1 protein-coding gene is annotated in these 13,917 nt (G+C 73.0%); it reads left to right on the top strand.

Going from position 1 to position 13,917, the window contains the following annotated elements; genetic code table 11:
- Positions 1-13: 13 nt before the first annotated feature.
- Positions 14-13,888 carry a non-ribosomal peptide synthetase gene (locus HG543_RS01810; protein WP_169342883.1) on the top strand — a complete coding sequence of 4,625 codons (13,875 nt, stop codon included), beginning with the start codon at positions 14-16 and terminating at the stop codon, positions 13,886-13,888.
- Positions 13,889-13,917 lie beyond the last annotated feature (29 nt).

Below are 13,917 nucleotides of genomic sequence, written 5' to 3'. Positions count from 1 at the left end.
ACTTTCATCCAACATGGCACTGACCCCTGAGCAGAAGCGCGCACGGCTTGCAGAGCTGCTGCGCGAGAAGGCCCGTTCCACCCGCCGCGCCCCCGCCTCCTTCGCGCAGGAACGCATGTGGCTCCAGGAGAAGCTGGAGCCCGGGAGCTCCGCCTTCAACATCCCCATCGCCGTGCGCCTGTCCGGCCAGCTGGAGGTGGAAGTGCTTCGCCGGGCCCTCCAGGAGCTGGTGCGGCGCCACGAGCCGCTGCGCACCACCTTCGTCGAGCAGGACGGGCAGCTCTTCCAGCACATCTCCCCCTCCCTGGACGTGGCGCTGGACAGGGTGGAGGTCCAGGCCGGGGGCCAGGAGGAGGCGTGGCGCAGGCTGCATGCCGACGCGCAGCGTCCCTTCGCGCTGGACAAGGGCCCGCTGCTGCGGGCGGCGCTGTACCACTGGGCCGCCAGCGAGCACCTGCTGCTGCTCAACCTGCACCACGTCGTCTCCGACGCGTGGACGCTGGGCGTGCTGGTGAAGGAGCTGGGCACGCTCTATCCGGCCTTCGCCGCGGGTCGGGCCTCACCGCTGCCGCCGCTGCCCATGCAGTACTCCGACTTCGCCGCCTGGCAGCGCGATTACCTCCGAGGGCAGGTGCTGGACGCGCAGCTGTCGTACTGGCGCCAGCGGCTGGACCCGGATGCCCTGCTGGAGCTGCCCGCCGACAAGCCTCGTCCCGCGGTGCCCACCCGCCGCGGCGCACGCCAGACGCGCCTGCTTCCCCCTCGGCTGCTCCACTCCCTCCAGGCCCTGGCCCGCCAGGAGGGCCGAACCCTCTTCTCCCTCCTGCTGGCCGCATATCAGCTGCTGCTCTCCCGCTACTGCGGCCAGGACGACGTGGTGGTCGGCACGCCTGTCGCCGGCCGCAACCGCGCCGAGCTCGAGGGCCTCGTCGGCCTCTTCGTCAACACCCTCGCGCTTCGCGTCGACCTGACCGGCGACCCCACCTTCCTGGAGCTGATGGGGCGTGTCCATGACTCGGCCCTGGGCGCCTTCGCCCACCAGGACCTGCCCTTCGAGAAGCTGGTGGAGGCGCTCCAGCCGGAACGCCGGCTGGACATCTCCCCGCTCTTCCAGGTGACCTTCACCCTGCAGAACGCGCCGCTGCCCCCGCTCGAGGTACCCGGCCTGGTGCTGGAGGCACAGCCGGTGGATACCGGCACCAGCCAGCTCGACCTGTCCCTGCTGGCCACCGAGCTGCCCCAGGGGCTGCGTGTCGCCGTCGTCTACCGCACGGACCTCTTCGAGGACGCCACCGCCTCGCGGCTGCTGGGGCACTACCACCAACTGCTGGAGGCCATTGCCGCCGCTCCCGGACGGAGGGTGTCCCAGCTGTCGCTCCTGGATGCGACCGAGCGTGGACAGGTGCTGGGGGAGTGGAGTGGCCAGCCCGCGCCCTTCCCCGACGGAGCCCACATCCACGAGCTGTTCGCGGAGCAGGCCCGGCGCACCCCGGACGCGCTGGCGCTCCTGCACGGGGACGAGTCCCTCGACTACGCCGAGCTGGACTCCCGCGCCAACCAGCTCGCCCACCTGCTGCGGGCGCGTGGGGTCCAGGCGGAGGTGCGCGTCGCGCTCTGCCTGGAGCGCTCGATGGACCTGGTGGTGGCCGTGCTCGCCACCCTCAAGGCCGGCGGTGCCTTCGTCCCCATGGACCCGGCGTACCCATCCGAGCGCCTGGACTTCATGCTCGAGGACTGTTCCGCGTTCGTGCTGCTCACCACCTCCGAGCTGGACGTGCCGGTGCCCGTCGGCACCATGAAGGTGGAGCTGGACACGGTGGAGCCGTACCTGTCCCGCCAGCCCACGACCGCACCGGCCCCGCGAGTCTCTGCCGACAACGTCGCCTACATCATCTACACCTCGGGCAGCACCGGTCAGCCCAAGGGCGTCATGGTGACGCACCGGGGTGTGCCCAACCTGGTTCAGGCGCAGGGCCAGGCCATGGAGCTGCGGCCCGGCACGCGGGTGCTGCAGTTCGCCTCGCCTGGCTTCGACGCCGCCGTCTCCGAGGTCTTCGTCACCCTGCTGTCCGGCGCCACGCTGTGCCTGGCCTCCTCGCGGGAGGAGCTGCTGCCGGGGCCCGGCCTGGTGCAGTGGCTCCAGCGGCAGCGCATCGACGTGGCCACCCTGCCCCCTTCCGCCCTGGGCGTGCTGCCCGCGGAAGGGCTGGAGGGGCTGCGCACGCTGCTGTCGGCCGGCGAGGCCTGCCCGCCCGAGGTCGTGGCCCGCTGGGCACCGGGCCGGCGCTTCCTCAACGCGTACGGGCCCACCGAGGCCACCGTGTGCGCCACCATGGCGCCCTGCGTGCCCGAAGGGCGCAAGCCGCCCATCGGCACCCCGTTGCCCAACGTGCGCGTCTACGTGCTGGACGCGCACCTGCAGCCGGTGCCCGTGGGTGTGCCCGGAGAGCTCTTCCTGGGCGGAGTCGGCCTGGCGCGCGGCTACCTGGAGCGGCCCGCCCTCACCGCCGAGCGCTTCATTCCCGATGGCTTCAGCGGCGTGCCCGGTGCACGGCTGTACCGCACCGGCGACAGGGTGCGCTGGCGGGAAGACGGCGCGCTGGAGTACCTGGGCCGCACCGACTTCCAGGTGAAGCTGCGCGGCTTCCGCATCGAGCTGGGCGAAGTCGAGTCCACCCTGCGCGCCCACCCGGACGTGCGCGAGGCCGTGGCGCTGGTGCGCGAGGACGGCGCCGGCGGCCCGAAGCTCGTGGCCTACGTGGTGCCCGGTGAAGGCGCCGCCCCCGAGGAGCTGGACACCCGCGCCCTGCGCACCTTCCTCTCCGACAGGCTGCCCGAGTACATGGTGCCCTCGGCCCTGGTGGCGCTGTCCGTCCTGCCGCTGACTCCCCATGGGAAGCTGGACAGGAAGGCCCTGCCTTCCGCGGACCCGGCGGCCGGCAAGGCCACCGAGTACCTCGCTCCGAGCACGCCCACCGAGACGCTGCTGGCCGACATCTGGGCCCAGGTGCTGGGCGTGTCCCGCGTGGGCGTGGAGGACAACTTCTTCGAGCTGGGCGGCCACTCGCTGCTGGCCACCCAGGTCGCCGCCCGCATCCAGGCCTTCTTCGGCGTCGAGCTCCCGCTGCGCGAGCTGTTCGCGGCGCCGACCGTGGCGCGGCTCGCCACGCGGCTGGAGGCCCTGACCGGGGCAGTGGTCGACTCGGCGGGGCAGCTCCCCGCGCCGACCCCGGTACCCCGCACCGGCGCACTGCCGCTGTCCTACGCCCAGCAGCGCCTGTGGTTCATCGACCAGCTCGAGCCCGGCAGCCCCGCCTTCAACATGCTGGGCCACATGGCGCTGTCCGGCCAGCTTCACGTCGAGCCACTGCGACGCAGCCTGGAAGCCCTCGTGCACCGCCACGAGGCCCTGCGCACGGTCTTCCGTGAGGGCGCGGACGGCCCCACGCAGGTCATCTCCGCGCCCGGCCCCCTGACGCTGCCCCTCATCGACCTGAGCTCCCTGCCCGCCGAGCAGCGCCACGCCGAGGCCCGGCGCCTCGCCTCCGAGGAGTCCCTGCGGCCCTTCGTTCTCGCCACCGGGCCCCTGGTGCGCATGACGCTCCTGAAGCTGGAAGAGCAGGAGCACGTGCTTCTGCTCACCATGCACCACATCATCTCCGACGGCTGGTCCATCAGCGTCCTGGTGCGGGAGCTGGGCACCCTCTACGCCTCCTTCGTCGAAGGCAGCCTCGCGTTCCTGCCTCCGCTGTCCCTCCAGTACGCCGACTACGCCGCCTGGCAGCGCGGGTGGCTGGACGAAGCGGAGCTGGAGAAGCAGCTCGCCTGGTGGCGCCAGCAGCTCGACGGCGCGCCGCAGGACCTGGAGCTGCCTGTCGACAGGCCGCGCGCGTACACCGCCATGCCTCGGGGGGGGCTGACCGCCTTCTGCCTGCCGCGCGAGCTGTCCGACGCCCTCGAGGACTTCTGCGTCCGCGAGGGCATCACCCCCTTCATGTTCCTGCTGGCGGCCTTCCAGGTGCTGCTGTCCCGCTACTCGGGCCAGGAGGACATCTGCGTCGGCACCCCCGTGGCCGGCCGCAACCAGGCCGAGCTGGAGAAGCTGGTCGGCTTCTTCCTCAACACCCTGGTGCTGCGCACCCGTCTGGACGGCGCCCCCACCGTGCGACAGCTGCTCGGCCGCGTGCGCGACACCGCCCTGGGCGCCTTCGCCCACCAGCACATCCCCTTCGAGCAGCTCCAGCCCCTGCGTGATTTGCGTCAGGCCCCGCTGTTCCGGGCCATGTTCATCCTCCAGAACTACCCCCAGTCGGAGCTGCGCCTGCCGGGGCTGACGCTCCGCCCGATGCGCCGCGAGGGCCATGTCGCCAAGACGGACCTGCTGCTGGAGCTGACCCGCACCCAGGAAGGCTTCCAGGGCTGGCTGGACTACAGCGCCGACCTCTTCGACGCCTCCACCGTCGAGCGCATGGCAGGCCACCTGCGCACGCTGGTGGAAGCCATGCTGGTCGCTCCCGAGGGTCGCGTCTCCTCCTTGTCCCTGCTGGCTTCCGACGAGCGGCACCAGCTGCTGGTGGACTGGAATGCCACTCGCGCGGACTTCCCGGACGCGTGCGTCCATTCGCTCTTCGAGGCCCGGACCCGCGAGACGCCGGACGCGCTGGCCGCCAGCTTCGAGGGGCGGCACCTCACGTACGCGCAGCTGGACGCGCGCGCCAACCAGCTCGCTCACGCCCTGCGCCGCCGGGGCGTGGGGCCCGAGGTGCGCGTGGCCCTGTGCGTGGAGCGCTCGCTGGACGTCGTGGTGGGCCTGCTCGGCATCCTCAAGGCCGGCGGCGCCTGGGTGCCGGTGGATCCGCTGCTGCCGCGCGAGCGACTGGCCTTCCTGCTGGAGGACAGCGGCGCGGCGGTGCTGGTGACGCAGGCCGCGCTGCTGGAGCGCTACCCGGAAGGCCACCGTGCCCGTGCGCTCTGCCTCGACTCCGAGCGGGACGCGCTGTCGCGCGAGAGCACCGAGGCGCCCGTTACGGGCGTGGCCCCGTACCACCTGGCCTACCTGCTCTACACCTCCGGCAGCACCGGCCTGCCCAAGGGCACGGCGGTGGAACACCGGAGCGTCGCCAACCTCGTCACCCACGAGGCGGCGGCCTACGGCATCGGCCCGGGCAGCCGCGTGCTCCAGTTCGCCAACCTGGCCTTCGATTTGTCGGTGGAAGAGGTCTTCACCACGCTGTGCTCCGGGGCCGCGCTGGTGCTGGCGCCCCTGGAGAAGCTCATGCCGGGCGCGCCACTCCAGAAGCTGCTGCGGGAGGAGGCGCTCACCGTCATCAGCCTCACTCCGGCGGCCCTCGCGGCCACGTCCGCCGATGGGCTGATGGGGATTCGCACCGTCATCTCCGGCGGCGAGTCACTGCCCTCGGAGGTGGTGGCGCGCTGGGCCCCGGGCCGGCGCTTGCTCAACACCTACGGCCCCACGGAGGCCACGGTGGTGGCCACCCTGACCGAAGTGGTGGCGGATGGGCGGGTGCCTTCCATCGGCCGGCCACTGGCCAACGTGCGCGTCTACGTGCTGGACGCACGCGGAGAGCCGGTGCCCATGGGCGTCAAGGGAGAGCTGTACCTGGGCGGCGTGGGCGTGGCGCGCGGCTACCCCGGGCGCCCGGCCCTCACCGCCGAGCGCTTCGTGCCGGACCCTTTCTCCGGCGAGGCGGGCGCGCGGTTGTACCGCACCGGCGACGTGGTGCGCTGGCGCGAGGACGGCACGCTGGACTTCGTCGGCCGCGCGGACGCGCAGGTGAAGGTGCGCGGCTTCCGGATTGAGTTGGGCGAAGTCGAAGCGGCGCTGGCCCGGCTGCCGGGCGTGCGCGAGGCGGTGGTGGTGGCGCGCGAGGACGGGCCCGGCGGCAAGCGGCTGGTGGGCTACGTGGTGCCACGCGAGGGCGTCCAGACGGATGGCGCCGTGCTGCGCGCGGCACTCAAGGAGGCGTTGCCCGAGTACATGGTGCCCTCGGCCGTGGTGGTGCTGCCGGCGTTGCCGCTCACCCCCAACGGTAAGGTGGACCGCCGGGCGCTGCCGGCGCCGGACTTCGACGGTGAGGCCCGCGAGCACGTCGCGCCCCGCACGCCCACCGAGGTGCGCCTCGCGGAGCTGTGGGGCCAGCTGCTCGGCGTCCAGCGAGTGGGCGCCAGCGACAGCTTCTTCGACCTGGGCGGTCACTCCCTGCTGGCCACCCAGGCCGTCAGCCGCGTCCGCCAGGCCTTCGGCGTGGAGCTGCCCCTGCGCGCGCTGTTCGAGTCCCCCACCGTCGAGGGCGTGGCACGCCTGATTGACGCCGCCCTCGCGGGCCAGGGGGCGCCGGCCACCGCCAGGCCTCGGGACACCCACGCGCCGCCGCTGCCCATCACCCCGCTGGAGGAAGCCGCCGCGCGCGAGCCAGCGCGGCCCGCCGTCCCCGAGGAGCGCCAGCAGGTCCTCCGCGCGTGGAATGACACCGCCCGCGCCTACGACGCCGCCTGCATCCACCAGCAATTCGAGGCCCAGGTGATCCGCACGCCGGACGCCACCGCCCTCAGCTTCGGTGACACGCACCTCACCTACCGCCAGCTCCACCAGCGCGTGCTGAGCCTGTCCCTGCGCCTCCAGGCTCTCGGCGTGCGCCCGGATGCACCCGTCGGCCTGTGCCTCCAGCGCTCGCCCGACATGGTCGCCGCCATGCTCGCCGTCCTCCATGCAGGCGGCGCCTACCTCCCGCTCGACCCTGACTACCCCGCGGAGCGTCTGGTGTGGATGCTCCAGGACTCCGGCGCCTCCGTCCTGCTCACCTCGCGCCACCTGCTGGGGACCCTCCCCACCGAGCGCGTTCAGGTGCTGCTGCTCGAGGAGGCCGTGGAAGGCGAGGCCGCTCCTTGCGCGGGGGCCTCGAAAGCGGAGCACCTCGCCTACGTCATCTACACCTCGGGAAGCACCGGGCGTCCCAAGGGCGTCATGGTGCCCCACCGCACCGCCGCCAACTTCTTCGGCGCCATGGACTCGCTGCTGGGCCCCTCGTCGCCCGGCACGTGGCTGGCCGTCACCAGCATCTCCTTCGACATCTCCGTGCTGGAGCTGCTGTGGACGCTGGCCCGTGGCTACCACGTGGTGCTGCATGACGAGCGGGCCGCCGCGCGCCAGGGCACCGCGCTGACGCTGCCCGAGGTGCTGCGCCGCCACGAGGTGACGCACCTGCAGTGCACGCCCGCCTTCGTCCGCGGCCTGGTGCTGGCCCCCGAGTCCGTCTCCGCCCTCGGAGCCCTGCGCCACCTGCTCGTCGGCGGAGAAGCCCTGCCAGGGCCCCTGGCCACCGAGGTGCGCGAGGCCCTGCCCTCCACCACCCTCACCAACATGTACGGCCCGACGGAGACCACCGTCTGGTCGTCCACCCACACCGTCTCCGCCGCCGATGCTGGCGCCGCCACCATCTCCATCGGCGCGCCCATCGCCAACACCCGCCTCTACGTGCTGGATGCCCACGGGCAGCCGGTGCCCGTGGGTGTCCCCGGCGAGCTGTTCATCGCCGGTGACGGCGTGGTGCGCGGCTACCTCGGCCGGCCGGAGCTCACCGCCGAGCGCTTCGTCCCCGACGCCTTCTCCGGAGTGCCCGGCGGCCGCATGTACCGCACGGGCGACCTGGCGCGCTGGCGTCATGACGGCACGCTGGACTTCCTGGGCCGCACCGACTTCCAGGTGAAGGTGCGCGGCTTCCGCATCGAGCTGGGCGAAGTCGAGGCCGTCCTCTCACGTCACCCGTCCGTCCGCCAGGCGGTGGCCAGCGTGCACCGCGACGCCTCCGGTGATGGGCGGCTGGTGGCCTACGTGGTGCCCGCCTCCGCGGCGGCCGGTGGCACCCCGCTGGACACCGCCGCCCTGCGTGACTTCCTCCGAGGGCACCTGCCCGAGCACATGGTGCCCTCCCTCTTCATGGCGCTGGAGTCCTTCCCCCTGACGCCCAACGGCAAGGTGGACAGGAAGGCCCTGCCGGCCCCGGAGGCCAGCACCTCTTCCGAGTACGTCGCTCCAAGGACTCCCACCGAGCAGACCCTCGCCGGGCTCTGGGCCTCGGTGCTCCACGTGCCTCGCGTGGGGGTGAGGGACAGCTTCTTCGAGCTGGGAGGCCACTCGCTGAGCGCCATGCAGGTGCTCACGCATGTGCGTCAGCACTTCCAGGTGGACCTCGCGCCGGCCGACTTCTTCGCCGACGCCACGCTGGAGGCCTTCGCTCGGCGCGTCGAGGCGCTGGCGGCGGAGCACCCCGCGCGGGTCCGCCCACCGCTGCGTCCGCGGCCGGAGGGTGTCGCCACGCCGCTCTCCTTCGCGCAGCAGCGCCTGTGGTTCTTCGCGAAGCTGGACCCGGACGGCGCCACCTATCACCTCCCCGCCGCGGTGCGCTTGCATGGCCCACTCGACGTCCCCGCGCTCACGCGCGCCCTGCGTGACGTGCTCCAGCGTCACGAGTCGCTGCGCACCACCTTCCAGGAGCGGGAGCACACCCCCGTCCAGGTGATTGTCCCGGAGGCCGCGCTGCCCGCGGGCTGGGTGGACCTGAGCGACCTGCCCGAGGCGGAGCGCGAGGCCACGCTCGCGCGCTTCGCCGAGCACGTGGCCTGGACACCATTCGACCTGGAGGCGGGCCCGCTCTGGCGCGCCCTCGTCGTACGCCTGTCCGCACGGGAGCACGCGTTGCTCGTCACCCTGCACCACGCCATCTCCGACGGCTGGTCCTCGAGCGTGCTCCTCCAGGAGCTGGCGACGCTGTACACGGCCCACGCCACCGGCCAGCCCGCGCTCCTCGCGCCGCTGCCAGTGCAGCCCGCCGACCACGCCCTGTGGCAGCGAGACTGGCTGCGCGACGAGGTGCTGGAGGCGCAGCTGGGCTGGTGGCGCCAGCAGCTCCAGGGCGCGCCCCGGGCGCTGGAGCTGCCCACGGACAGGCCCCGCCCCGCCGTGCAGACCTTCCGCGGCGCCGCGCACGCCTTCCAGTTCCCGCCCGCGCTGTCGGGCGCACTCCACGGGCTCTGTCGGCGGGAGGGCGTCACGCCCGCCATGGTGGTGCTCGCCGCCTTCCAGGCGCTGCTGTCGCTCTACTCCGGTCAGGAGGACATCAGCGTGGGCATGCCCACCGCCGGCCGCACCCACGTGGAGCTGGAGGGGCTCATCGGCTTCTTCGTCAACACGCTGGTGCTGCGCACCCGGCTGGACGGCAACCCCAGCTTCCGCGCGCTGCTCTCGCGCGTGCGCGACGTGGCGCTCGGTGCCTACGCCCACCAGGACGTCCCCTTCGACAAGGTGGTGGAGGCGCTGCGGCCCGAGCGTGTCGCGGGCCGCACGCCCCTGTTCCAGGTGATGCTCGCCTTCCAGAACGTCCCCATGCCCCAGGTGATGGGGCCCGGGCTGCGGATGGAGACCGTGCCCCTCGCCAGCCACTCGGCGAAGTTCGACCTCACCCTGGTCATCTCCGACCGGGGACAGGGGCTGCGGGGCCAGCTCGAGTACAGCACCGACCTGTTCGACGCCTCGACGGCGGCGAGGATGGTGGACCACCTGCGCGTGCTGCTGGAGGCGGCGCTCGCGGCCCCGGAGCGGCCCCTGTCCGCCCTGTCCTTCCTGACGGCGGGGGAGCGGCACCTGCTGTCGCGCGCCTGGCGCGAGCCGTCCGCCGCAACAGTGGGAGACGCCTGCCTGCACCGGCTCTTCCAGGCCCAGGCCCGTCTCACGCCGGACGCGGTGGCCGCGGAGCTGGACGGCCAGACGCTCACCTGGGGCGAGCTGTACCAGCGCGCCCGCCAGGTGCACCGCTCGCTGCTCGCGCGGGGGCTGGTGGAGCTGCCCGAGCCGCCACCGCTGGTGCCGGTGCCACGCACGGACGCCCTGCCCCTGTCCTTCGCCCAGCAGCGGCTGTGGTTCCTTGCCCAGCTGACGCCCGGCAGCTCCACCTACAACATCCCCACCGCCGTGCGGCTGGAGGGTGAGCTGCACGTCGAGGCCCTCCAGCGCGGCCTCACCGAGCTGGTGCGCCGCCACGAGTCGCTGCGCACCACCTTCCACGAGCAGCAGGGCCAGCCCGTCCAGTGCATCGCGCCTCCGGCGGAGCTGCCACTGCCGGTGGTGGACCTGAGCGGCCTGGGCGAGAACGCCCCCGAGGAGGCCCGGCGCCTCTTGGCCCGGGAGGGCCTCCACGGCTTCGACCTGGCCACCGGCCCACTGCTGCGCGCGGTGCTGCTGAAGCTCGCCCCGACCGAGCACGTGCTGGTGCTGTGCATGCACCACATCGTCTCCGACGGCTGGTCCATGGGCGTGCTGGTGCGCGAGGTCGCCGCGCTCTATGCCGCCTTCACCCAGGGCCAGCCCTCGCCCCTGCCCGAGCTGCCGGTGCAGTACGCCGACTATGCCGTCTGGCAGCGTTCCTGGCTGCACGGCGACAGCCTCGAGCAGCAGCTCTCCTGGTGGCGCCAGCACCTGGAGGGCGCGCCGCCCGCGTTGGAGCTGCCCACCGACTTTCCCCGCCCCGCCGTGCGGTCCTCCGCGGGTGCCATCCTCCACTTCCACCTGCCCGCGCAGCTGAGCCAGTCGCTCCAGTCACTCGCCCACCAGCACGGCGCCACCCTCTTCATGGGCCTGCTGGCCTCCACCTACGCGCTGCTGGCGCGCTACTGCGGCCAGGACGACATCACCCTCGGCTCCTCCATCGCCGGCCGCCGCTTCGCCCAGCTGGAGGGCCTCATCGGCTGCTTCATCAACACGCTGGCCCTCCGCGCGCGCCTGCACGACGACCCCACCTTCTCCCAGCTGCTGGCCCGGGTGCGGGAGACGACGCTGGGCGCCTACGCCCACCAGGACGTTCCCTTCGAGAAGCTGGTGGAGGAGCTGCAGCCCCAGCGCGACCTGAGCCGCTCGCCGTTCTTCCAGGTCATGCTCATCCTCCAGAACGCGCCCCGGCCGGCCGCCCCGGAGCACCCGGAGCCGCTGTCCATGCAGCCCGTGGAGACGGAGGCCGTGGGCTCCAAGTTCGACCTCACCTTCTCCTTCACCCACTCCTCCGAGGGGCTGGCGGGCTCGGTCACCTACAGCACGGCGCTCTTCCGTGAAGATACCGTGCGCCGTCTCGTCACCCACCTGTGCACGCTGCTGCACGGCGCGGTGGCACGCCCCGAGGCGCGCCTGTCCGAGCTGCCACTGCTGGACGACGCCGAGCGCCACCAGCTGCTGCGCGAGGAGCGTGGCGCCCGGGTGGACCTCCCGCCCGAGTCCTGTCTCCTCTCCCTCATCGAGGCACAAGCCGCGCTTCACCCGGCCCGGCCCGCCGTTGCCTGCGAGGGCCAGGTGCTCACCTACGCGGAGCTGGAGGCCCGCGCCAACCAGCTGGCCTGGCACCTGCGCTCGCTGGGTGTGGGCCCCGAGACATGCGTGGCCCTGTGCCTGGAGCGTTCCGTGGACACGGTGGTGGCGCTGCTCGGTGTCTGGAAGGCCGGCGGCGCCTACGTGCCGCTGGAGCCGTCGCAGCCCGCCGCGCGCCTGCGCACGCTCGTGGAAGAGGTGTCCGCGCCCGTGGTGGTGACGCTCTCGACGAGCGCGTCCTCCTTCACCTCCTCCGAGGCCCACCTCGTGCTGCTGGATACGGACGCCGGGCCGCTGGCGAGCCAGCGCACCGATGCGCCGCCGCGCGTGCTGTCCGGGGAGAACGTGGCCTACGTCCTCTTCACCTCGGGCAGCACCGGCCGGCCCAAGGGCGTGGCGGTGCCCCATGCGCAGCTCGCCCGCTACGTCCAGGCCGCCACCGAGCGCCTGGGGCTGACGGAGTGCGCCAGCTTCGCCCTGGTCTCCACCTTCGTGGCCGACCTGGGCAACACCGTGCTCTTCCCCGCGCTGTGCACGGGAGGCCTGCTGCACGTGATGCCGCGGGAGCTGGCCGCCAACCCGGCGGGCGTGGCCGCGTACTTCCAGCGTCACGCGGTGGATTGCGTGAAGATCGTCCCCTCGCACCTCGCGGCGCTCATGACGGCGCCCGAGCCCCGCCACGTCCTGCCTCGCAAGAAGCTGGTGCTCGGCGGCGAGTCCTCTTCCTGGGCCCTGCTGGAGCGGGTGCGCGCGCTGGCTCCCGACTGCGAGGTCTTCAACCACTACGGCCCCACCGAGACGACGGTGGGTGTGCTCGCCGGCCGGGTGGAGGTGCCCGCCTCGGCCTCCACTCCCGCCACCGTGCCCCTGGGCCGGCCCCTGGGCCACTCGCGGCTGTACGTGCTGGACGCGTGGCTGCAGCCCGTCCCCGTGGGCGTGCCCGGCGAGCTCTATATCGCCGGGCCCCAGGTGACGCGCGGCTACCTGGGCCGCCCGGAGCTGACGGCGGAGCGCTACCTGCCGGACCTCCACAGCCCCACTCCGGGCGCGCGCATGTACCGCAGTGGCGACAGGGTGCGCTGGCTGGCCGACGGGCGCGTGGAGTTCCTCGGCCGCGCCGACTTCCAGGTGAAGGTACGTGGCTTCCGCGTGGAGCCGGGCGAAATCTCCACCGTGCTGCGCGAGCACCCCGCCGTGCGCGAGGCGCTGGTGGTGGCCCGCGAGGACGTCCCCGGCGACACGCGTCTGGTGGCCTACGTCGTCCCGTTTTCCGGGCCGCTGGCCGTCGAGCCCCTGCGGACCTTCCTCCACGAGCGACTGCCGGCCCACATGGTGCCCTCCGCCTTCGTCACCTTGGAGGCCCTGCCGCTGACGCCCAACGGCAAGGTGGACAGGAAGGCGCTCCCCGCCCCGGATGTCTCGGAAGCCCGCGCGGAGTACGTCGCCCCACGCACCCCGCTGGAGGCGCGGCTCGCGGGGGTGTTCGCCGAGGTGCTGGGCCTGGAGCGTGTCGGGGTGGAGGACGACTTCTTCGCCCTGGGCGGCCACTCCCTGCTCGCCGTGCGCCTCCTGGCCCTCGTCCGCGAGCGCACCGGCCTGGCGCTGCCCCTGTCCGCGCTCTTCCAGGGCTCCACCGTCGAGCGGCTCGCCCGCCTCGCGTCACCGTCCCCGGAGCCCCGCCAGCGCACGCCCAACCTGATGCGACTCGACGGTGGCAGCTCCCGGCGCCGCCCCCTGTTCCTCGTCCACGGCGGCGGCGGGGCCCTGCTCAGCCATTCCGAGCTCGCTCGCAACCTCGGGGACGAGCGGCCCATCCAGGGCATCTTCGCCCCCGGCCTGAATGGCGGTGAGCTGCCTCCCGCCTCCATGGAGGCCCTGGCCCGCCTCTACGTGGAGCAGGTGCGCGAGGTGCAGCCCCACGGTCCCTACCAGCTGGCGGGCTGGTCCCTGGGCGGAGTGGTGGCGTACGAGATGGCGCGGCAGCTCGAGGCCCTGGGCGAGCGGGTGGGACTGCTGGCCCTCATCGACAGCTACGCGCCCGTGGGACAGGTCCAACCAGCGCCAGCGCCGCTGGAGCGGGTGGCCGTCTTCGCCTGGATGGTGGGACTGCCGCTGCAGGACCTCCCGCCGCTGGAGCCCGAGCAGCTGAACGGACTGGAAGGCGCGGAGCTGATGCTGCGGGTGATGGAAGGCCTGCGGGACCTGCCCGCCACCGAGGCCCTGGAGCCCTCCCACGTCAGCCAGCTCTTCGCCGTCCACGAGCGGCTCACCGCGGCGCAGCGTGGCTACGTGCCCGCGAGCCCCTTCATGGGCACGGCCGAGCTCCTCATGGCGGCCACGCCCCCCGACTTCCCTCGGGCCGAGGATGAAGGCTGGTCGGCCTGGGTCTCCGGTGGCGTCAGGGTGAGCGAGGTGCCGGGTGACCACGTCACCCTGATGCAGCCGCCGCACGTCGCCACCCTGGCGGAGAAGCTCAACGGGCTCCTGCGTGCACTGGAGGAGCCTGGGGACTCCTGACTCCACCTCCCCGCGAGCCAGGGGCGCGC

It is taken from the genome of Pyxidicoccus fallax (assembly GCF_012933655.1).
Lineage (GTDB): Bacteria > Myxococcota > Myxococcia > Myxococcales > Myxococcaceae > Myxococcus > Myxococcus fallax.
This window is presented reverse-complemented; position numbering and strand designations above follow the sequence as displayed.